Origin of the sequence: Roseococcus sp., assembly GCF_965227005.1 — a bacterium.
Classification (GTDB): Bacteria; Pseudomonadota; Alphaproteobacteria; order Acetobacterales; family Acetobacteraceae; genus Roseococcus.
Window position 1 is genome coordinate 1 of sequence record NZ_CBDDFJ010000030.1, and the last position, 20,027, is coordinate 20,027.

Consider the following 20,027-nt stretch of genomic DNA (forward strand, 5'->3'; position numbering starts at 1 on the left):
GAAAGGCGAGGGCGTCCAGCGGAGAAGGCGTCGCGCCCTCAGGCCGCACATTTCGCGCAGATGCCCTCGACCTCGACCGTCATCTTGCGCGGGGTGAAGCCGGCGCGCTGGGCGGCCGCCTCCAGCGCATGGGCGACGGCGTGGTCGGTCAGCTCGGTGGTGGTGCCGCAGGTCTTGCAGATGAGGAACTGGTGCTGGTGGTCGTGGCCGGCATGGTTGTGCCCGGGCTCGACGCAGGGGGTGAAGGCGTTCAGCCGCTCCAGCTTGTGGATAAGCCCCTGCTCCAGCAGGAAGTCGAGCGCGCGATAGACGGTGGGCGGGGCGGCCGGGCCGCGCTCGCCGCGCAGCCGGTCCAGCAGCGCATAGGCGCCGACGGGTTGTTCCGCTTCCAGCACGAGGCGCAGCACCTGGCGCCGCAACGGCGTGAGCTGGGCCCCGCGGGCGGCGCATTGCACGGCCGCGCGGTCCAGCGTCGCTTCCTGATCCATCTGCCCCTCACCTGCCATGCTGAAACCCCATATAGTGTCGCGCCATGTCAGACACCCCCTCCCCCCTCCCCGTCACCTCAGATGAGGGCCGCGCCGCCGTGCTCGCGGCCGTGCATTTCGATGCCAAAGGCCTCGTGCCCGCCATCGCCCAGCAGCACGACACCGGCGAGGTGCTGATGATGGCCTGGATGAACGCCGAATCCCTCGAGGAAACCCTGCGGACCGGACGCGCCTGCTATTACAGCCGCAGCCGGGGCGGGCTCTGGCGCAAGGGCGAGAGCTCGGGCCAGGTGCAGACGGTGGTGGACCTGCGCCTCGATTGTGACGGCGACACGCTGCTGCTGCTGGTCGACCAGATCGGCGTCGCCTGCCACACCGGCCGCCGCAGCTGCTTCTATTCTGCCCCGCGCGGCGATGGGCTGGTGGAGCTGACGGCGCCGCTGGTAAGCCCCGAAAGCCTCTACGGCGCATGAATCCCGTCCCCGTCACGCTGCTGACCGGCTTCCTCGGAGCCGGCAAGACCACCTTGCTGAACCGCCTGCTGCGCCAGCCGGCGATGGCGCAGACCGCCGTGCTCATCAACGAGTTCGGCGAGATCGGGCTGGATCATCTCCTGGTCGAGCGGCTGGACGAGGACACGGTGCTGCTCGCCTCGGGCTGCCTGTGCTGCACCATCCGCGGCGACCTTTCCCGTGCGCTGCGCGACCTCGCGGAGCGGCCACAGCCCATCAGCCGCGTAGTGATCGAGACGACCGGCCTCGCCGATCCCGCGCCGATCCTGCAGACGCTGATGTCCGACCCCTGGCTGATCCGGCAATACCGCCTGGATGGCGTGGTCACGCTGGTCGATGCGGTGCACGGCATGGCCACGCTCGACGCCCAACCGGAAGCGCTGCGCCAGGCGGCGGTGGCGGATCGGATCGTGCTCACCAAGACCGATCTGGCCGCGCCGGCGGAGGTGGCGGTCCTGCGCGACCGGCTTGCGGCGCTGAACCCCGTCGCGCCGATCCTGGACGGAGAGGTCGAGGCCGCGGCGCTGCTGGATGCCGGCCCCTTCTCGGCCGAGGGCAAGCTGCCGGACATTGCCGGATGGGTCGAGGCGGCAGGGCATCGTCACCACCATCACCACCACGACGTGAACCGGCATGACGCGCGCATCCGCGCGACCTGCCTGCGCTTCACGGAGCCGCTGCCCTGGGAGGGCCTCGCCTCCTATCTGGAGATGCTCGCCATCACCCAGGGCCAGCATGTGCTGCGGATGAAGGCCATCCTGAACCTGCGCGGCCAGCCGGCGCCGGTGGTGATGCACGGCGTCCAGCACAGTTTCCACCCGCCGCAGCTGCTGGAGGCCTGGCCCGAGGGCGACGACCGCTCCAGCCGCATCGTCTTCATCCTGCGCGACCTCGATCCCCGCGTCGTGGAGGACGGGCTGCGTGCCTTCCTGGAGGCCTCCCCCGCATGAATCTGCGCATCGAGACCGTCACCGGCGAGGCCGCCCTGCCCCATGTCCCGGCCCTCGCGCGGCTGCGCAGCGAGGTCTTCTGCGAATGGCCCTATCTCTATCGCGGCGAGGCCGAGGGCGAGGCGCGCTACCTGCGCCATTACGCCGAGGACGAGGCCTCCGCGATCATCCTCGCCTGGGATGGCGAAACCATCGTGGGCGCGGCCACCGCCCAGCCCATGACGGCCTCGCACGGGCCCGTCCGCATGGCCTTCGAGCACGCGGGCCGCAATCCGGTGGATTACTGCTATTTCGGGGAATCCGTGCTGCTGAAGCGCTATCGCGGCCAGGGCGCGGGCGTGGCCTTCTTCGCGGCGCGCGAGGCGCATGCGCGCGGCCTGGAACTGCCGCACGCGACCTTCTGCGCCGTGGTCCGCAACGCCAACGATCCGCGCAAGCCGGCCGACCACACGCCGCTCGACGCCTTCTGGGGCAAGCGCGGCTACGCGCATCATCCGGAGCTCTCCTGCGTCTTCGACTGGCGCGAGCTGGGTGAGGACCGCGAGACACCGCACGCCCTCTCCTTCTGGATCAAGACGCTTTGAACACCCTCACTCTGGCCGCCCTTGCCTGGCCGGTGGAGCCGACGGCGAGCGTGACGGCCTATGCGGCAAAGCTCGACCACTGGCTGGAGGCGGCCAAGGCCGGCGGGGCCGATCTCGTGCTCATGCCCGAATATGCCTGCGTGGAGCTGGGCGCGACCTTGGCCGGCGGCACATCCACCGATGCCGCGACGGAGCTGCGCGCGATGGTGGCGGCGGCCGACGAGATCCTCGCCGCCATGCGCGCCGCCGCGATGCGCCACGGGATTTGGCTGCAACCCGGCACGCTGCCCATGCGCGACGGCGACGCCATCGTGAACCGCGCCCCGCTCATCGCCCCCGACGGGCGCCTCGCCATGCAGGAGAAGCGCCGCATGACGCGCTTCGAGACCGAGCATTGGGGCGTCTCCTCGGGCGCCCCGCCCCGGGTCTTCGACACGCCCTGGGGCCTGATCGGCATCGCCGTCTGCTACGACGCGGAATTCCCCGACATGGTGCGCGCCCAGGTCGAGGCCGGGGCCTGGCTCATCCTCGTCCCCACCTGCACCGACACCGATCACGGTTTTCGTCGCGTGCGCATCGGGGCGCAGGCCCGGGCCATGGAGAACCAGTGCTTCGTCGCCGTGGCGCCCACGCTGGGCGGCTTCGCGGGCTCGGTGGCCTTGGATGAGAACCATGGCGCGGCGGGCGTCTACGGTCCCGTCGATCGCGGCTTTGCCGCGGATGGGATCGTCGCGGAGCGCGAATACGATGTGCCCGGCCTGCTCTTCGCCACGCTCGATCCCGCGCGGCTGGAGGCGGTGCGCGCGGACGGCGCCGTGCGCAACCATCGCGACTGGCCCGCCATCCCCGTCCCCCGCAGCCCGCAGGCCATTTTCGCATGACGCTCATCTACGTCGCCGCCGGCGAGGCCTCGGGCGATATCCTCGGCGCGCGTCTCATCGCGGCTCTTCGCGCACGCGACGCCACGCTGGAATTCGCCGGCATCGGCGGCGAGCGCATGGCCGAGCAGGGTTTCCATTCCCTCTTCGACATCCGCCAGCTCGCGCTGATGGGCATCATGGAGGTGCTGCCCAGCCTGCGCCGCCTCTCCCAGCGCATGGACGAGGCGGTGGCCGACATCAAATCCCGCCGCCCGCGCCTGATCGTCACCATCGACAGCCCTGGCTTCACCTTGCGCCTCGCCGCGCGGGTGAAGCAGCTAGGCATCCCGATCCTGCATTACGTCGCGCCCCAGGTCTGGGCCTGGCGTCCGGGCCGGGTGAAGAAGATCGCGAAGCGCGTGGACCGCATCCTCGCGCTGCTGCCCTTCGAGGCGCCGATCTTCGAGGCGGCCGGCATCCCGGTGGATTTCGTCGGCCATCCCATCCTGGAGAGCGAGGCCGCCCATGGCGACGCCTCGCGGGTGCCCTATCGGGAGCGCTCGCTCATCGTCATGCCGGGCAGCCGGCGCGGCGAGGTCTCGCGCATGCTGCCGCCCTTCGCCGAGACGGTGCGCCGGCTGCCGGCGGATATCCTGCCCGTCATCGGCCTCGCCGGCACGGTGGAGGAGATGGTGCGCGAAAAGGCCTCCGCCTGGGGCCGCCCGATCGCGACCGTGCGCGCGCCGGGCGAGAAGGCCGACGCCTTCGCCGCCGCGCGCGCGGGGCTGATCAAATCCGGCACCTCCTCGCTGGAAGCCGCGGTGGCCGGGCTGCCGCATGTGATCGGCTACACCTTCAACCCCATCTCCAATGCCATCATCCGCCGGCTGTTCCGGGTGAAGTATGCGAGCCTCGTGAACCTGCTGGCCGATGAGCTGGTGGTGCCCGAGCTGCTGCTGGAGAATTGCGAGCCCAACGGCCTCACCGCCGCGCTGCTGCCGTTGATCGAGGAGGACGAGGCCGTGGCCCGCCAGCGCGCGGGGTTCGCCCGCGCCCTCGCCCGCCTGCACCCCGAAAAGGGCCTGCCCAGCGAGGCGGCGGCCGAAGCCGTGCTCAGGATGCTTTGACGCGGCTTCCCACGCGGCCCTAGGTTCGCGCCATGCTCGAACTGCGTGGGATCAAGCGAAGCTTCCGGATCGGCCCCACGGAGCGCACCGTGCTGCACGACCTCGACCTCGATCTCGCGGCCGGCGAGATGGTCTCGATCATGGGCGGCTCGGGCTCGGGCAAGACGACCTTCATGAACATCGTGGGCCTGCTGGACAGGCCCACCGCCGGCACCTACCGCATCCGCGGGCAGGACGTGCTGGCCGCCGGCGTCGACCAGCAATCGGCGATGCGCAACAAGATGATCGGCTTCGTCTTCCAGCAGTTCTTCCTGATGCCGCGCCTCAATGCCTGGCGGAATGTGGCCCTGCCGCTGATGTATCGCGGCACGCCCGAGACGGAGGCGCGCGCGCGCGCCGAGCGCATGCTCACCCGCGTCGGCCTCGGCCAGCATCTGTCGCATATGCCCAACATGCTCTCGGGCGGGCAGAAGCAGCGCGTGGCCATCGCCCGCGCTTTGGTGGGCGACCCCGCCGTGCTGCTCGCCGACGAGCCGACCGGCGCGCTCGACCCCATCGTGAGCCGCGAGATCATGGCCCTCTTCGAGGAGGTGAACCGCGAGATGGGCGTGCTGGTGCTCATCATCACCCATGATCCCGGCGTCGCCGCGCGCTGCCGCAAGCGACTGGTCCTGACCCAGGGCCATCTGGCCGACCAGACCCACCTGCCCGTGACGGCCCACGCCGCATGATGCTCCAGACCCTCATGGAGGCCGCCGGCAATCTGCTGGCCGCCTGGCAGCGCAGCCTGCTGGCGCTGCTGGGGATCGTCGTCGGCGCGGGGGCCGTGATCTCCATGCTGCACGCCGGCAACATGGCCCGGCAGGAGACCATCCGGCAGTTCCGCCAGATGGGCACGGATACCCTCGTCCTGCGCGCCGACAGCAATTCGGGACTGGGCAATTTCCGCCTCGGCGACATCGAGGCCGTCCCGACCATGGTGCCGACCGTGCGCGAGATCGCGCCCTTCATGGTCGGCGGCGGGCCCGTCGCCTTCGAGGGCAAGACGCAGAATGCCGGCTTCCTCGGCGTCACCGAGAGCTTCGACGACGTGGCGCGCCTGCCCATGGCGCAGGGCCGCTTCCTCTCCTCCTTCGATCGCTTCGAGCTGCATGCGGTCCTGGGCTCGGAGCTCGCGCAGCAGATGTCGCAGCCCTTCTCGCCGATCCGCGTCGGCTCGCAGATCCGCGTGGGCCGCTACGTCTTCACGGTGATCGGCCTCGTCCAGCCGGTGCTGATGAACCCCATGCTGCCGGTGGACATCAACGGCACGCTCTTCCTCTCGCTGCCCAATGCGCGGCGCGTGATGGCGATCCCGCAGCTCTCCATGGCCGTCGCGCGCCTCGCGCCCGAGACCGATCCGGAGATCGCCACGCGGCAGCTGCAGCAGCATCTCGGCCCGGGGATGCGCGATTCCACGCTGAACGTGATGTCCGCCCGCCAGCTCATCGCGGGCATGAACAGCCAGGTGCGGCTGGTCGCGCTGCTGCTGGGCGCGGTGGGCAGCATCGCCCTCGTGCTGGGCGGGGTGGGGGTGATGAACATCATGCTGATGTCCGTCTCCGAGCGAAAGCGCGAGATCGGCATCCGCCTCGCCATCGGCGCGCGGCGGCGCGACGTGCGGCGGCTGTTCCTGTCCGAGGCGCTGATCCTCTCGGTGCTGGGTGCGGTGCTCGGCGTGGCGCTGGGCTTCGCGGGCGGCTTCGGCTTCGCCTGGATGTCGGGCTGGCAGGTGAGCTTCTCGCCCTTGGCCGCGCCGCTGGGGGCCGGCGTCTCGCTCGCGGTCGGCGTGTTCTTCGGCTTCTACCCCGCCGTCATGGCCGCCCGGCTCGATCCCATCGAGGCGCTGCGATCGGAGTGAAGGTCGCGGGGTCGGGCAGCGCGATGGGCGGGTCGCCTGTGCGCTCCATCACCGCGGGCAAAGGTGGCAGCGCGGCCTCCAGGGGCTGGTAGCTCGCGCCGCGGACGGGCTCGCGCAGGACCGAGGGCGGCGCGCAGCCCGCCAGCGCCAGGATCGCCCCGGCCACGCAGCCCCATCGCCTCGCCGGACATGCCATGGATGCAGGAAACCATGCGCCCCCGCCGCCGTCGAGCTTCCACGGCGACGATGACACGCATCGGAACCGCCGATGGCACAAGGCCCTGGCGCTGCTTGCGGCCCGCTCGCCGAGGATGGAATAGTGCGGGGAACGGGTGGTGGAGAGAAAACATGCGCGGCTGGAGGATTTCCTGCCTCCTCGCGGCTGGCCTGGGCCTGGCCCCGGCCGCCGTCGCGCAGCCACGCGAGCGCGCGCCCCGCGCGGCGGCCCCCGCGGCGCCGCGCAACATGCCCGAGGGCAGCATCCCACTGACCCTGCCCGAGACGGTCTTCCTCGCGATCCGCAGCAACCGCGCGATCCGCAGCCAGTACCTCCAGCGCGTCTCCGACCGCTTCGCGCTGCGCGTCACCGAGGCGCGCTTCGACCCGCAATACAACATCGCCACCAGCGTGAACCGCGCGCGGATCGGCGGCGTCACCACCACCGCCACGCTGGTGAACCCCAATGCGACCATCCTGCTGCCGACCGGCGCGCAATTCACCTTCGGCTGGCAGGGCTCGCAGAACAACATCCGCAACCAGAACCCCCGCGCCATCGGCCAGGCGACCTTCCAGGTCATCCAGCCGCTGCTGGCCGGCGCGGGCATCGACTACAACATGGCGCCGACGCGCATCGCGCGGCTGCAGGAGATCGGCAGCCAGCTTCAGCTGAAGGCCCTGGTGATCGACCAGGTCAGCCAGGCCATCCTGGGCTATCGCGCGCTGCTCCAGGCGCAGGAGCAGCTGCGGATCTCCGACGAGGCGCTGCGCCGCGCGCGCGAGCTGGCCAGCGTGAACGTGGCGCTGGCCGCCGCCGGGCGCATCGCGCAGGTGGAGCTGATCCAGGCCGAGACCTCCATCGCCCAGCAGGAGCTGACGCTCGTGGGCGCGCAGAACGCGCATCAGCAGGCGCGCCTCGCTTTGCTCACCTTCCTGGCGGTGAACCAGTCGCAGCGGATCTGGGCGGTGGAACGCCCGGCGGCCGACAGCGCGCGCGTGGCCCTGCCCCGCGCGCTGGAGGCGGCCACCAACACCCAACCGGACTACCTGCGCAGCATCCTCGCCATCGAGGTCTCGCGCATCAACCTCGACGTCGCGCGCAACCAGCGCCTGTGGGACCTCTCCTTCGTCGCGGGATCGGCGGCGGGCGGCGCGCAGACCGCCGATATCGCGCGCACGCTGGAACAGCTCAGCTCCGCGCGGAACGACTTCAACATCGGGCTGCGGCTGAACATCCCCCTCGGCCAGATCGCGCGCGAGCAGCCCGAGGTGCAGGCGACCGTCGCGCTGCGCCAGGCGGAGATCGCGCGAGAGGGCGCGCGCGACCGCCTGCGCCAGCAGGTCGAGGACACGGTGCGCAACATCGACGCGCTGCGCCGGCAGGCGGAGCTCGCCAAGCGCGCGCGCGAGCTGGCCGGCATGCAGCTGGAGACCGAGCTGGTGAAGCTGCAGGTCGGGCGCTCCTCCAACTTCCAGGTCGTCTCCTTCCAGGGTTCGCTGCAGGCGGCGGAAAGCGCCGAGCTGCAGGCCGTCATCGCCTATGCCAATGCACTGACGCAGCTCGACCAGGTGCTGGGAACCACGCTCGACACGTGGCAGATCTCGCTGAATGACTGATGTGAGCGGCGTCACAGCCGCCCCCGCCTTCGACGATCTCGCGCGCCTCGCGGCCCTCCTCTGCGAGGCGCCGATCGGCTATGTCGCGCTGCTCGACAGCACGCGGCAATGGATCCTCGGCGCCGAGGGTCTGGAGGCCAGCGCGCTCCACTGCCCGCGCGAGCACGCCTTCTGCGACGAGACGCTGGCGCGGGACGCGCTGACCGAGATCGAGGATCTCTCCCGTCACCCGCGCTTCCGAGACCATCCCCTTGTGAAGGGCGAGCAAGCTCTGTGCTTCTATGCGGGCATGCCGGTTCGCGGGCCGTCGGGCGAGGCGCTGGGCACCCTCTGCGTGCTGGACCGCCTGCCCCGCCACCTCACCGAGGCGCAGCGCGAAGGGCTCACGCGTCTCGCGGCGCGCGCGACGGCCGAGCTGGAGCTGCGCGCCACGACCACCCGGCTGGCCGCGAGCGAGGCCGCTTTGGCGGGCCTGCACGAAAGCCTCGCCACCGATTACGGCCGGGCGCTGGATTCCATGGCCGACGGCGTGCTCACCATCGGGCCCAATGCGCGCATCATGACGCTCAACCCGGCCGCCGCGCGCATGCTCGACCTCGAGGCGAGCGAGGCCGTGGGCCAGAGCATCGCGATGATGCTGAGCGAGCGCGACGGGACGGACGAGTTCATCGATGCCGTGCTGGCCCCGCTCCATGGCGAGAGCGGCCAGCGCCACGCCGTCTCCTTCCCCGGCGCGCGGCGGCTCTCCGTCGAGGCCACGCTGTGGCGCGTGCAGCAGGGGCCGGATGCGGGCAAACCGGCCATCACCGCCGTCTTCTCCGACGTGACCGAGACCGAGCGCCTCCAGGCCGAGATCGCCGATCAATATACGAAGTTGCAGGATGCCTTCCTCCGGCTGGAGGAATCGGCGGTGCGCGCGGCGCGCGTGGGCAAGCGCATCGCGCTGATGCGCACCGGGGCCATCGGCGTCGCCTTCCTCGCCGTCTTCGGCGTCGCGGCCTGGACCTGGCAGTCCTCCGGCAGCGGGGCGGAGCTCGCGCAGGACCTGCCCGGCGGCGTGCTCACCCTCACCGCCACGACGCAAGCCGTCAGCGCGCGCATCGCGGTCGTGGGCGTGCTGGAGCCGGGGGCGAATGTCAGCGTCGTCGCCCCCTTCGACGGCACGGTGCGCGAGCGGCTCTTCCGCTATGGCGGCGCGGTGACGCGCGGCGAGGTGCTGCTGCGCATGGATCGCGGCGAGGTGCAGACGCGCCTGCGCGAGGCCCGTGCCGGAGAGATCCGCGCGCGGCAGAAGGTCGACGAGCTGAGGAACTGGGCCCAGGGCTTCGAGGTGGCGCGCGCGCGGCGCACTTTGGCCGGCGCGGAATTCGAGACCGCCAATCTGCGCGCGCGCATCGGCCAGAGCGCCATGCTGCTCGGCCGCGGCATCATTCCCGCCGAGGAGCATCGCAACCTGCTCCAGCAGCAGCGCAACCAGGAACTGCAGCTCCAGGCCGCCCAGCAGGACCTCGCCGCCACCCTGGCGCGCGGCGACGAGCTGAACCTGCGCACCGCCGAGCTCGAGCTCGCCAATGCCGAGACCAAGCTGGAGGAGGTCGAGGCCGATCTGCGCAACGCCGAGCTGCTGGCGCCCGTCTCGGGCGTCGTGCTCACGCCGCCCGAGACGTCGGGCGCCGGGCAGCGCGCGCCCACGATCGAGGTCGGCACAAGGGTCGGACGCGGCCAGGCGATGTTCAGCATCGGCGACCTCGCGAGCTTCCTGGTGCGCGGCCAGGTGGACGAGATCGACGTGAATTCCGTGCGCCCCGGCCAGTCCGTGAGCGTGACCGGCGACGCCTTCGCGGGCGAAGTGCTGACGGGCAGCGTGGCGACGGTGGCCGCCCAGGCCAGCGGCGAGAGCGGCGCGATGAGCCGCGGCATGCCGAGCTTCGCCGTGACCATCGCCATCGCCGATCTCACGGCCGAGCAGCGCGCGCGCCTCGCGGTCGGCATGTCGGCGAGCCTGTCCATCATCACCCATCAGCGTGACGACGCGGTGGTGCTGCCGCCCCAGGCCGTGCGCGACGAGGACGGCGCGCGCATCGTGCGGGTGCGCGAGGGGGCGCGGATCGTCTCGCGCCCGGTAGTGCTGGGGATCTCCACGCCCGAGGGGGTGGAGATCCGTTCGGGCATCGCTTCCGGAGACGTGGTGGTGCTCCGGGACTGAACCGGATCAGTCGCGGAAGGACGGATCGATCCGGTCGAGCTTGCGCAGCAGGCCCGGCCATTCCATCACGCCGAAGGGCCGGCGCGTCTGGGGCTGGTAGTTCAGATAGGTCTCGTCCAGCACCTTCTGCGGCACCGGATGGATCTCGGCATTGCAGGCCAGGGCCGCGAGCTGCGCCTTGCAGGACAGCTCCAGGCGATGCATCGCGTTGAAGGCCTCGCCGATGGTGCGCCCGACGGTCAGCAGGCCGTGATTGCGCAGGATCAGAGCGTTGTTGTCGCCCAGGTCCTTCACCAGCCGCTCCTGCATCGACATGTCGAGCACCACGCCCTCGAACTCGTGATAGCCGATCTTGAGGAAGCGCATCGAGGTCTGGTTCATGGGCAGCAGCCCGCATTCCAGCGAGGAAACCGCCATGCCCGGCCAGGTGTGCGTGTGGATCACGCAGTCGATCTCGTGGCTGTGCTCGTGGATGGCGCCGTGGATGACGAAGCCCGCGCGGTTCACGCCGTAGTTCAGCTCGCCGAAATCGGCCTTGAGCAGGATATTGCCCTTCACGTCGATCTTCACGAGCGAGGAGGCGGTGATCTCGTCGTAGCTCATGCCATAGGCGTTGATGAGGAAGGCGCCCTCCTCGCCCGGCACGCGGCAGGAGATGTGGTTCGCCATCATGTCGCTCATGCCGAAGAGGTCCATGAGGCGATAGCAGGCGGCGAGGTTCACGCGCGCCTGCCATTCGGCCGGCGTCACCTTGTCGCGCAGCGAGGGGATGCTGAGCATGGGGGTGGGCGATAATTCGAGCATGGGGGCGTCCTCCTTGGGTTGGCGAAACCCTAGCGCGATCAAACTCGGAACGAAACGGGATGATTTCTGTGCCGTTATAGGAATGACGGGCATAGGATGGCGGCATCGGGCGGATGCGCCTCGACCATCCTCCTGTCGCCGCAAGCGGCCTCGGCTCAATGGGTCGCGGAGGACACGAAACATGGCACAGACAAAGCCGGCGCAGGCACATTGGGACGCCGAAGGCTTTCACCCCTCTGCGCACATCAACCCCATCGGCCTGGGGGACCTCACGCTGTCGCTGAAGCAGGGATGGCAGGACTTCCTGGCCGCGCCCACGCAGCTCTTCTTCCTCTGCCTCGTCTATCCGGCCTTCGGCTTCGTGCTGGGGCGCGCGGCGGCGGGCAATGCCCTGCTGCCGCTGGTCTGGCCGCTGCTGGCGGGCTTCGCGCTGGTCGGACCTGTTCTGGCGATCGGCCTCTACGAGATCAGCCGGCGGCGGGAGCTCAGTCTCGCCGTGAGCTGGCGCGACATGTTCGGCGTCCTGAAATCGCCGGCGATCGGGGGGATTTTCCTGCTCGGCCTCTCGCTGGTGGCGACCTTCGTGATCTGGATCGGCGTCGCGCGCTGGCTCTACGGCGCCTTCATGGGCCCCGTCGCGCCGCTGTCCCTCGGCGCGATGATGAGCGAGCTGCTGCATACCGAACACGGCCGGATGCTGATCCTGGTGGGCAATCTGGTGGGCGCGGGCTTCGCGCTCTGGGTGGTGGCCGTGAGCCTGGTGTCCTTCCCGATGATGCTGGACCGCGAGGTCTCGGCGGGCGAGGCCGTTCTGACCTCCCTGGCCGCCTTCCGCGCCAATCCGGGCACGCTGATCGTCTGGGGCATGATCGTGGGGCTGCTGCTCTTTGCCGGCATGGCCTTTCTGGGCGTGGGCCTGGCGGTGGTGCTTCCCGTGCTGGGCCATGCCACCTGGCACCTGTACCGGCGGCTGGTGGTCTAAGGCTTCGGCCGGAGGGGAAGGACGAGCATCGCGACGGTGACCCCCAGCGCGCCGCCCAGCAGCGTCTCCCACAGGCGGGCGGCCAGATGCGCGACGGAATGCTCGCCGCTGGCCGCCAGGGTGACGACCAGCGTGAAGGCGAAGGCGCCGCAGGCGATGTCGTAGCGGGCGGTCACCGACATCGCATAGACCACCATGGCCAGCGCGGCCGCCACCCAGGCCAGGATCGGCATGTGCTCGGCGATCGGCAGGCAGGCGAGGCCCAGCGGCACCCCGACCATCGTGCCCGACACCCGAAGACGGACGCGCGAGAGCGTGCCCAAGGCCGTGCTCGCCACGACATAGGTGCTGGCCGTCACCGCCCAGACCGATTGACGCAGGCCCAGGCTACCGGTGAGCGCGACGATCGCCGTGGCGGCCAGCGCGGCCTGCAGCCCCATCACCAGCTCCGGCGAGAGGCCCAGGCGCGTCTCGGCCACCGCGGAGGGCCGTGGCGGAACCGGATCGGGCCGTTCAGCCGGGCCACTCAGCATGCGCGGGACGATGGCGGCCGGTGCGGCGATCAGCGCGGCGGCAGCGATCATCGGCAGGTCGGCGGTCGTGAGCCCGCCCCCATAGGCGAGGAGCTGCCCGATATAGGCCAGCGAGCCGAGCCCCGCCCCCAACCGGCCGAAGCGGCGCAGGTAGCCCACGAGGAAAGCACCGGCCACGAGGGCCGCTTCCGGCGCGTTCGGCCCGATCATCGCGAGCCACGGCGTGGCCAGCGCCGTGAGGCCCGCCCCGGCCATGCCCGCGGCCACGAGTAGCGTCAGGTCCCGCGCGGATCGCTCCCGCGTCAGCTGGCCTTCTGACACGCTGGCCCAGAGCGCCAGCCCTCCGGCCAGCGGCGAAAGAAACGCGCCGTGCGGGAAATCGCCCGCGATCCCGGGAAGCAAGCCGACCAGGGCGGCGAGGCCGAAGGCCGTGACGAGACGCAGCCCCTTGACCCGGCGATGGGCGCCGGGATCGATGCGGTCCAGCCAGGGCCCCAGCGCGCGCCATGTCATGGAGCGGCCCTTCAGGCGGCGCGCCGGAGGCTGAACTCCGCCCATACCTCGGCCAGCGCGCCCATCAGGTGATCGAGATCCGCGTCGGTATGCAGCGGCGAGGGCGTGAGGCGCAGGCGCTCGGTCCCGCGCGGCACGGTCGGGAAGTTGATCGGCTGCACATAGACGCCGTGGCGCTCCAGCAGCAGGTCGCTGATGCGCTTGCAGAGCACGGGATCGCGCACCATCACCGGCACGATGTGGCTGGGATTGGGCAGATGCGGGATGTGCAGCGCATCCAGCCGCGCGCGCACCTGCGCGACGCGCGCGTGCATGGCCTCGCGCTCAGCAGAGCTGGCCTTGAGGTGGCGGATGCCGGCAGTCGCGCCGGCAGCAATGGCCGGCGGCAGCGAGGTCGAGAAGATGAAGCCCGAGGCGAAGCTGCGCACGAAGTCGATGACGTTCGCCGAGCCGGCGATATAGCCGCCGATCACCCCGAAGGCCTTGGCCAGCGTACCCTCGATGATCGTCAGCCGATGGCGCAGGCCGTCACGCTCGGAGATGCCGCCGCCGCGCGGACCGTAGAGGCCGACGGCGTGGACCTCGTCCAGATAGGTCATGGCACCGAATTCCTCGGCGAGGTCGCAGATCTCGGCGATGGGGGCGATGTCGCCATCCATCGAATAGACGCTCTCGAAGGCGATCAGCTTGGGCAGGTCCCGCGGCAGGGCCTCGAGGCGGGCGCGCAGGTCGGCGAGGTCGTTGTGCTTCCAGATCTCGCAGCGGGCGCGGCTGTGGCGGATGCCCTCGATCATGGAGGCGTGGTTCAGCTCGTCCGAAAGGACCACGCAGCCCGGCAGCCGCCCCGCCAGGGTGCTGAGCGTGGCCCAGTTGGACATGTAGCCCGAGTTGAAGAGGAGCGCGGCCTCCTTGCCGTGCAGATCCGCCAGCTCGCGCTCCAGCAGGATGTGGTCGTGATTGGTGCCGGCGATGTTGCGCGTGCCGCCCGATCCGGCGCCGCTGCGGTCCAGCGCGGCATGCATGGCTGCCAGGACGTCGGGATGCTGGCCCATGCCCAGATAGTCGTTCGAACACCAGACGGTGACCGCGCGCTCGCCCTCGGGGCGGTGGTATGTGGCGCGCGGAAACGCACCGGCCTGCCGCTCCAGATCGGCGAAGACCCGGTAGCGGCCCTCTTGGCGCAGCCCATCGAGCTGATTTCGAAAGAGATTTTCGTAGTCCACAGCCTAGCCTTTCCCGGGCCGCGGCCCGATGCGGCAATTTAGGCGCATCGGGGCGCGCATACACCCCCATCCACGTATGGGAGGCTTTTTCCTCGGCCGATTTGACAAAGATCAATGCCGGGGCGGACTCGCCACCTCCATATCTTGTGCTATGCAGCCGCCAGTTTTCCGAAGGGTCTTTCATCTCGTGTTGGGATATGGCGCCCCGGGCTCAGAGCCGGGAGATTCTCGCCCATGAGGCATCCCGATCCGAGCGTGCGCACCACGCGCGCCCATGCCCCCGCCATCCCGATGCGCGTGGGCACCCGCGGCTCGCCGCTGGCCCTGTTCCAGACGCGCCAGTTTCTCGACGGCATCCGCGCCGTCTGCCCCGTGCTGCGCAACCTGCACGCCTTCGAGGAATGCGAGATCGCGACTTCGGGCGACCGCGCGCAGGAGAAGCGCCTGGCGGAAATCGGCGGCAAGGGCCTCTTCGCCAAGGAGATCCACGAGGCGCTGCTCGATGGCCGCGTGGACTTCGCCGTCCATTCCCTCAAGGACCTCGAGACCGAGCTTCCGGCCGGCGTGGCCCTGGCCTGCACCCTGCGGCGCGAGGATGCCCGCGACGCGATCGTGCTGGGCGAATCCTGCCGGCGCGGCGGCTTCTCGGGCGCGGCCTGGGACCCCTTCTCCGCTTTGCCGCAGGGCGCGCTCATCGGCACGGCCTCCATCCGCCGCCAGGCGCAGCTGCTGAACCTGCGGCCGGACCTGCGCTGCGAGGTGATCCGCGGCAATGTGCAGACCCGCCTGTCGCGCGTGGCGAGCGGCGAGTTTGACGCGACGCTGTTGGCCCTGGCCGGGCTGCGGCGCCTCGGGCTCGAGGCCCATGCCGACGTGGTGCTGGACGAGGAGGAGATGGTGCCGGCGGCCTGCCAGGGCATCATCGGCGTCACCGTCCGGGCCGACGACGTGGCCCTGCGCGAATTGCTGAGCGCGATCTGGGATCCCGCCTCCAGGGCCGTGAGCTTGGCCGAACGGGCGCTGCTGGGCGCACTGGACGGCTCCTGCCGCACGCCGATCGGCGCGCATGCGGTGATCCTGCCGGAGGGGCGGATGCGGCTCACCGGGCTGATCGCGCGGGGGGATGGAAGCTTCCTGATCCGCCGCACGGTCGAGGGCGCGGCCGGCGATGCCGCGCGGATCGGTCGCGCCCTGGGCGAGGAACTGTTCCGCGAGACGCCGGCGGACGTCTTCGCCTGACAGGCTGCCCCCTCAGGCCATGACCCGGCCGGGCCGGTGCACCTGCACCGCGCTCTGCTCCGCGAGAATCTCCCCAATCGTCTGGCGCAGCAGCCGGATGTCGCGGATCCGCCCGAAGCTCGGCCGGTGGAAGAGCGCCACGTCGCGCATGTGCTTCCCGCCGGCGATGCGACGATAGGCCACCATGTCGTCCAGCAGCGCGCCCACCTGGATCGCGAGCTGCGGCATGAAGGACACGCCCGAGCCCGCCGCGATCATCTGCCGCATCGTCTCGAGGCTCGCGGCCTGGAGCTCGGTCGCGCCCTCGCGGATGCGCGAGGGGCAGAGCTGCAGCGCCTGCTCGCGCAGGCAATGGCCCTCGGTCAGCAGGATAAGTTCGCCGATCGGAATGTCCTCGGGATTCACCACCTCGACCTGGGCCAGCGGATGGTCGCGCGGGACGGCCAGCGCCAGCTCCTCGCGGAAGAGCGGCAGCTCCGTCAGCTCTGCCTCGGCGATGGGGCTGGTGGCGAGGAGCGCGTCCAGCTCGCCCTCCTCCAGCTGGCGCACCAGCGCGCGGGTATGCCCCTCGTGCAGCATCAGCTTGAGGTCGGGATAGCGCGCGCGCAGCGGCTTGAGCAGGAAGGGCACCAGATAGGGCCCCAGCGTCGAGATGACGCCCAGGCGCAGCGCCCCGGTGAGCGGCTCGGCGCCGATGCGCACCACCTCGAAGAGGCGCCGCGCCTCGGCGATGATGCGCCGGGTCTGGGCGATCACCTCCTCGCCGCGGCGCGTGACGAGGACGCCGCGCGGGCTGCGCTCGAAGATCTCGACGCCGAGGAATTCCTCCAGCTTGCGCAGCTGTCCCGACAGCGTCGGCTGACTGACGCCGCAGGCCATCGCCGCGCGCCCGAAATGCAGATGCTCGGCCACGGCCGTGATGTATTCGAGGTCGCGAAGGCTTAATCCGGCGAGGTTCATCCCAGCCCCCAATCCGATTCTTGACGTGGAAGAAACCCCTGCGCACTCTGCACCGCAAGGGGCATTCGGCGATCGCCCCGTGAGGCTTCGGCTCAAGCATCGCGTCCTGATCGTAATGGATGCCCAGTCATGCCCTCACCCCATGTCATCACGCCCTCCCAGCTCGCTCGCCGCATCGGCCTGCCCGACGCGCCCGTGCTGATCGACGTCCGGATCCCCGACGATGTCGCGGCCGATCGGAGATCCCTGCCCGCCAGCCGCCGAGCCTCCCATCGCGACGTCGTGGACTGGGCCGAAGCCTGGCGCGGCCGCGAGGTGGTCGTCGTCTGCCAGAAGGGGCTGAAGCTCAGCCATGGCGTGGCCGCCTGGCTGCGGCACCACGGCGCGGAGGCCGAGACCCTCGAAGGAGGCTTCGAGGCCTGGGCCGAGGCCGGCCTTCCGCTGGTCTCGCCCGCCCAGCTGCCGCCACGCGACGCGAAGGGCCGCACGCTCTGGGTGACGCGCGCGCGGCCCAAGGTGGACCGCATCGCCTGCCCATGGCTGATCCGGCGCTTCGTCGATCCAGAGGCGGTGTTTCTCTTCGTCGCGCCGTCGGAGGTCCTGCTGGTGGCCGACCGCTTTGGCGGCACGCCCTTCGACGTGGAGGGCGTCTTCTGGTCGCATCGCGGCCCGCTCTGCACCTTCGACGTGATGATCGAGGAGTTCGGCCTGAAGCTGCCGGCCTTGGATCATCTGGCCCGCATCGTACGCGGCGCGGATACCGCCGACCACGCGCTGGCGCCGGAGGCGGCGGGGCTGCTGGCGGCCTCGCTCGGCCTGTCGCGGATGTTTCGCGATGATCTCGCGCAGCTCGAGGCCGGCATGACGCTCTACGACGCCTTCTTCCGCTGGTGCCGCGACGCGGTGCAGGAAACCCACAACTGGCCCGCAGGACGGACCGCATGAGCGCCACCCTCCCCTCCTTCGCCGAGGCGCTACGCGTCTGGACCAAGGTCGGTTGCCTCTCCTTCGGCGGGCCGGCGGCGCAGATCGCCATGCTCCAGCGCGAGGTGGTGGATCGCCGCCACTGGGTCTCGGACGCACGATTCCTGCACGCGCTCAACTTCTGCATGCTGCTGCCGGGGCCGGAGGCGATGCAGCTCGCCACCTATCTCGGCTGGCTGATGCATGGCGTGCGCGGCGGGGTGGCGGCGGGCCTGCTCTTCATCCTGCCGGGCGCGCTGGTGATGCTCGCGCTCTCCGCGATCTACGCGGCCCTCGGCGGCGTGCCGTTCGTGGCCGCCCTGTTCTTCGGGCTGAAATGCGCGGTGCTGGTGCTGGTGGTCGAAGCACTGCTGCGGGTCGCAAGACGGGCGCTCCGGGGCGTCCTGCCCTGGGCGCTGGCGGTCGCGGCCTTCCTGGCGCTCTTCGTCTTCGCCGTGCCCTTCCCGCTAGTGGTGCTGGGCGCGGGAGCCGTCGGCCTCCTCGTGCCGGACCTCTTTGCGAAGGGCGGGCATGGCAACGCCGGCGCGGGGCATGCCGCGGCGTTGGACGCCCTTCTGGCCGCCGAGCCCGGACGCATCGCGGCCATGTCGGGCGCGGCGCGCCGGGCGGGGCTGGTCGCCGTCGGGCTCTGGATCTGGCCGGTCGTGCTCTTGCTGCCGGCGGGCGGCGTTTTCGCCGACATCGCCTGGTTCTTCTCGAAGATGGCCGTGGTCACCTTCGGCGGCGCCTATGCGGTGCTGGCCTATGTCGCGCAGGAGGCGGTGGAGCATTACCGCTGGCTCACCGCGCCGGAAATGCTGGCCGGGCTCGGCCTTGCCGAGACGACTCCGGGGCCGCTGATCCTGGTGCTGCAGTTCGTGGGCTTCCTCGCGGGATTGCGCGAGGGCGGCGGATGGACCGCGGCGGTCGCCGGCGCCGGGCTGACCCTCTGGGTGACCTTCCTGCCCTGCTTCGCCTGGATCTTTCTCGGCGCGCCCTATATCGAGCGGCTGCATCACGTGGAAAGGCTGCGCGGCGCGCTCGCCGGCGTGACGGCGGCGGTCGTCGGCGTCATCGCGAACCTCGCATTGTGGTTCGGGCTGCGGGTGCTCTTCGCGCGGATGGTGGACGGGCCCTTCGCGCTGCACTGGCCCGATCCGGCCAGTCTGCACTGGCAGGCGCTGGCTCTTGCCGCGCTGGCGGCCTTCGGATTGTTCCGGCTGAAGCTCGATGTGGTGCCCCTTCTTGGGCTCACCGCCCTCGCGGGGCTGATCCTGACGAGCATCGCGCCCTGAAGGGGCTTCGCCCCCAACTCTCGCAGCAGGGAACACGTTCCCTGCTGCGACATTACGTAAACCTATAAATTCAGGGGCATCGGCGGATGTCCGCCTTGATGCATATTTCAAACCCAGGTCGGACATCATTGGGCCCGACAGGCGCCGATCTCACACGTCGGTCGAACCGTGCATGACACGATAAAACCGCACCACAAAACGACTTCGGGACGGATAATCACATGAAAAATAATGAAAAATCAGCCGCCACCGCCGAAGAACTCGTCGCCCTGACCAAGGACAAAGGCGTCCAGCGAATTGTCGTGGTTGGCGATTTGATCGATGTCCCTTCCGTCCGCCTCGCTCCAGGACAGTTCCTGCGGGGGCAGCACGAACACTCCTCCATCACTTTCGCCGCAGGCGTGGATGGCCTTCAGCTGTCGTCGGACAACCGTATCCACAACATCCGTCTGAACGCCTCCGAGGATAAGCGCGCGATCTTCAACGACACCTCGGTCGAAAGCCTCGGGCGGATCGAGCTGCGCAGCGTCACCACGACCGGCTGCGTTCGAATTCTCGCCCGCGACAAGGTGCGCGGAGGCCACGTCGATGTGAATGGGCTTGATATCATCGCGGCCGATGCTCGCAGCGAGAAGGAACGCCCGCACGGCTATGGCGTCTACGTTGTCAACGGCGCGTTCACGCTCTGGAACATGCAGCAGGATACCGGCGTGGTGGTCAGTGCCGACCTCGTCGGCCTTTCGGCTGGCCGCGACGGCGCGCCGGTTCGCGGCAGCGGCATCTTCGTCAGCGGCGGTGGCGACAAGGCCGGCCGGCTCAACGTGAGGCGGCTGGAAACCAATGCGGTCTATAGCGACGGCGGCATTGCGTCCGGCACGGCGGACCAGATCACAGGCGGTGTCTTCACGGTCCATGGCGCCTATGTCGATGTCGTGCGCAATCGCGGTCCGGTCGTCACCTACGGCGTCAACGACATGGTGCTCGACAATTGGGGCGTGGTCGATCGCTGGACGGCCGAGGCGAAGATCACCTCGCATGGCCCGAGCGGCATCGGC

Annotated in this window: 20 protein-coding genes; 14 read left to right on the forward strand and 6 right to left on the reverse strand. The window is 70.1% G+C overall.

Annotation, left to right across the window (positions count from 1 at the left end):
• Positions 1–38: 38 nt before the first annotated feature.
• Positions 39–488, reverse strand: coding sequence for a Fur family transcriptional regulator (locus ACO057_RS15175; protein ID WP_421993199.1), 450 nt, complete (start codon positions 486–488; stop codon positions 39–41).
• Between the two features lie 44 nt (positions 489–532).
• Between ACO057_RS15175 and hisI the strand changes: the two genes are divergently transcribed.
• From hisI to ACO057_RS15210, 7 genes are read left to right on the forward strand one after another with little or no spacing between them, the layout of a single operon-like run.
• Positions 533–961 carry a phosphoribosyl-AMP cyclohydrolase gene (gene hisI / locus ACO057_RS15180; RefSeq protein ID WP_421993201.1) on the forward strand — a complete coding sequence of 143 codons (429 nt, stop codon included), beginning with the start codon at positions 533–535 and terminating at the stop codon, positions 959–961.
• The gene (locus ACO057_RS15185; RefSeq protein ID WP_421993203.1) at positions 958–1,950 is read left to right on the forward strand and encodes a CobW family GTP-binding protein; all 993 of its coding nucleotides are present in this window, start codon (positions 958–960) and stop codon (positions 1,948–1,950) included. Before hisI ends, ACO057_RS15185 begins: the two co-directional genes overlap by 4 nt.
• Positions 1,947–2,534 (forward strand): GNAT family N-acetyltransferase, encoded by a 588-nt coding sequence (locus tag ACO057_RS15190; RefSeq protein WP_421993205.1) that lies wholly within the window; start codon positions 1,947–1,949, stop codon positions 2,532–2,534. The genes ACO057_RS15185 and ACO057_RS15190 overlap by 4 nt, the downstream gene beginning before the upstream one ends.
• The gene (locus ACO057_RS15195; protein WP_421993207.1) at positions 2,531–3,415 is read left to right on the forward strand and encodes a carbon-nitrogen hydrolase family protein; all 885 of its coding nucleotides are present in this window, start codon (positions 2,531–2,533) and stop codon (positions 3,413–3,415) included. Before ACO057_RS15190 ends, ACO057_RS15195 begins: the two co-directional genes overlap by 4 nt.
• The gene (lpxB, locus tag ACO057_RS15200) at positions 3,412–4,521 is read left to right on the forward strand and encodes a lipid-A-disaccharide synthase (protein ID WP_421993209.1); all 1,110 of its coding nucleotides are present in this window, start codon (positions 3,412–3,414) and stop codon (positions 4,519–4,521) included. Before ACO057_RS15195 ends, lpxB begins: the two co-directional genes overlap by 4 nt.
• 32 nt (positions 4,522–4,553) lie before the next feature.
• Positions 4,554–5,252, forward strand: coding sequence for an ABC transporter ATP-binding protein (locus tag ACO057_RS15205; RefSeq protein ID WP_421993211.1), 699 nt, complete (start codon positions 4,554–4,556; stop codon positions 5,250–5,252).
• The gene (locus ACO057_RS15210) at positions 5,249–6,421 is read left to right on the forward strand and encodes an ABC transporter permease (protein WP_421993213.1); all 1,173 of its coding nucleotides are present in this window, start codon (positions 5,249–5,251) and stop codon (positions 6,419–6,421) included. The genes ACO057_RS15205 and ACO057_RS15210 overlap by 4 nt, the downstream gene beginning before the upstream one ends.
• Here the strand turns inward: ACO057_RS15210 and ACO057_RS15215 are convergent.
• Positions 6,375–6,617: a hypothetical protein gene (locus ACO057_RS15215; protein ID WP_421993215.1), complete on the reverse strand. Its 243-nt coding sequence runs from the start codon at positions 6,615–6,617 to the stop codon at positions 6,375–6,377. The two genes, ACO057_RS15210 and ACO057_RS15215, sit on opposite strands and share 47 nt — an antisense overlap.
• 152 nt (positions 6,618–6,769) lie before the next feature.
• Between ACO057_RS15215 and ACO057_RS15220 the strand changes: the two genes are divergently transcribed.
• The gene (locus ACO057_RS15220; protein WP_421993217.1) at positions 6,770–8,254 is read left to right on the forward strand and encodes a TolC family protein; all 1,485 of its coding nucleotides are present in this window, start codon (positions 6,770–6,772) and stop codon (positions 8,252–8,254) included.
• Position 8,255: 1 nt separating this feature from the next.
• The gene (locus tag ACO057_RS15225; protein ID WP_421993219.1) at positions 8,256–10,460 is read left to right on the forward strand and encodes an HlyD family efflux transporter periplasmic adaptor subunit; all 2,205 of its coding nucleotides are present in this window, start codon (positions 8,256–8,258) and stop codon (positions 10,458–10,460) included.
• 6 nt (positions 10,461–10,466) lie between these two features.
• Here the strand turns inward: ACO057_RS15225 and ACO057_RS15230 are convergent, their stop codons facing one another.
• A complete protein-coding gene (locus ACO057_RS15230) occupies positions 10,467–11,264 on the reverse strand; it encodes a class II aldolase/adducin family protein (RefSeq protein WP_421993221.1) in 798 nt (265 codons plus the stop codon).
• A 181-nt stretch (positions 11,265–11,445) separates the two neighbouring features.
• Here ACO057_RS15230 and ACO057_RS15235 point away from each other — a divergent pair, with 181 nt between their 5' ends.
• Positions 11,446–12,246 (forward strand): DUF2189 domain-containing protein, encoded by an 801-nt coding sequence (locus ACO057_RS15235; RefSeq protein WP_421993223.1) that lies wholly within the window; start codon positions 11,446–11,448, stop codon positions 12,244–12,246.
• Here the strand turns inward: ACO057_RS15235 and ACO057_RS15240 are convergent.
• Both ACO057_RS15240 and hemA read right to left on the reverse strand, forming a co-directional pair.
• Positions 12,243–13,292, reverse strand: coding sequence for an FUSC family protein (locus tag ACO057_RS15240; RefSeq protein WP_421993225.1), 1,050 nt, complete (start codon positions 13,290–13,292; stop codon positions 12,243–12,245). The genes ACO057_RS15235 and ACO057_RS15240 overlap by 4 nt on opposite strands.
• Positions 13,293–13,303: 11 nt before the next feature.
• Complete coding sequence (gene hemA, locus ACO057_RS15245; RefSeq protein ID WP_421993227.1) at positions 13,304–14,515, reverse strand: 5-aminolevulinate synthase; 1,212 nt, start codon at positions 14,513–14,515, stop codon at positions 13,304–13,306.
• 234 nt (positions 14,516–14,749) lie between these two features.
• Here hemA and hemC point away from each other — a divergent pair, with 234 nt between their 5' ends.
• Complete coding sequence (hemC, locus tag ACO057_RS15250; protein ID WP_421993229.1) at positions 14,750–15,754, forward strand: hydroxymethylbilane synthase; 1,005 nt, start codon at positions 14,750–14,752, stop codon at positions 15,752–15,754.
• A 12-nt stretch (positions 15,755–15,766) separates the two neighbouring features.
• Here hemC and ACO057_RS15255 read toward each other — a convergent pair whose 3' ends face one another.
• Positions 15,767–16,714 (reverse strand): LysR substrate-binding domain-containing protein, encoded by a 948-nt coding sequence (locus tag ACO057_RS15255; RefSeq protein WP_421993231.1) that lies wholly within the window; start codon positions 16,712–16,714, stop codon positions 15,767–15,769.
• Positions 16,715–16,843: 129 nt separating this feature from the next.
• On the opposite strand from ACO057_RS15255, the gene ACO057_RS15260 reads away from it, so the two are divergent.
• From ACO057_RS15260 to ACO057_RS15270, 3 genes are all read left to right on the forward strand, one after another.
• Positions 16,844–17,659, forward strand: coding sequence for a chromate resistance protein ChrB domain-containing protein (locus ACO057_RS15260; protein ID WP_421993233.1), 816 nt, complete (start codon positions 16,844–16,846; stop codon positions 17,657–17,659).
• Complete coding sequence (chrA, locus tag ACO057_RS15265) at positions 17,656–18,972, forward strand: chromate efflux transporter (RefSeq protein WP_421993235.1); 1,317 nt, start codon at positions 17,656–17,658, stop codon at positions 18,970–18,972. Before ACO057_RS15260 ends, chrA begins: the two co-directional genes overlap by 4 nt.
• A 221-nt stretch (positions 18,973–19,193) precedes the next feature.
• The coding region (locus ACO057_RS15270) for a hypothetical protein (protein ID WP_421993237.1) at positions 19,194–20,027 on the forward strand (834 nt) is incomplete at its 3' end.

Bases quoted from the DNA above. Each gene is read 5' to 3' on its own strand.
- ACO057_RS15215 (WP_421993215.1), bottom strand. From the start codon at position 6,617: ATGGCATGTCCGGCGAGGCGATGGGGCTGCGTGGCCGGGGCGATCCTG.
- ACO057_RS15205 (WP_421993211.1), top strand. From the start codon at position 4,554: ATGCTCGAACTGCGTGGGATCAAGCGAAGCTTCCGGATCGGCCCCACG.
- ACO057_RS15230 (WP_421993221.1), bottom strand. From the start codon at position 11,264: ATGCTCGAATTATCGCCCACCCCCATGCTCAGCATCCCCTCGCTGCGC.
- ACO057_RS15260 (WP_421993233.1), top strand. From the start codon at position 16,844: ATGCCCTCACCCCATGTCATCACGCCCTCCCAGCTCGCTCGCCGCATC.
- ACO057_RS15235 (WP_421993223.1), top strand. From the start codon at position 11,446: ATGGCACAGACAAAGCCGGCGCAGGCACATTGGGACGCCGAAGGCTTT.
- ACO057_RS15220 (WP_421993217.1), top strand. From the start codon at position 6,770: ATGCGCGGCTGGAGGATTTCCTGCCTCCTCGCGGCTGGCCTGGGCCTG.
- ACO057_RS15255 (WP_421993231.1), bottom strand. From the start codon at position 16,714: ATGAACCTCGCCGGATTAAGCCTTCGCGACCTCGAATACATCACGGCC.
- ACO057_RS15240 (WP_421993225.1), bottom strand. From the start codon at position 13,292: ATGACATGGCGCGCGCTGGGGCCCTGGCTGGACCGCATCGATCCCGGC.
- ACO057_RS15175 (WP_421993199.1), bottom strand. From the start codon at position 488: ATGGATCAGGAAGCGACGCTGGACCGCGCGGCCGTGCAATGCGCCGCC.
- chrA (WP_421993235.1), top strand. From the start codon at position 17,656: ATGAGCGCCACCCTCCCCTCCTTCGCCGAGGCGCTACGCGTCTGGACC.
- hisI (WP_421993201.1), top strand. From the start codon at position 533: ATGTCAGACACCCCCTCCCCCCTCCCCGTCACCTCAGATGAGGGCCGC.
- ACO057_RS15210 (WP_421993213.1), top strand. From the start codon at position 5,249: ATGATGCTCCAGACCCTCATGGAGGCCGCCGGCAATCTGCTGGCCGCC.
- hemC (WP_421993229.1), top strand. From the start codon at position 14,750: ATGAGGCATCCCGATCCGAGCGTGCGCACCACGCGCGCCCATGCCCCC.
- ACO057_RS15190 (WP_421993205.1), top strand. From the start codon at position 1,947: ATGAATCTGCGCATCGAGACCGTCACCGGCGAGGCCGCCCTGCCCCAT.
- lpxB (WP_421993209.1), top strand. From the start codon at position 3,412: ATGACGCTCATCTACGTCGCCGCCGGCGAGGCCTCGGGCGATATCCTC.
- ACO057_RS15185 (WP_421993203.1), top strand. From the start codon at position 958: ATGAATCCCGTCCCCGTCACGCTGCTGACCGGCTTCCTCGGAGCCGGC.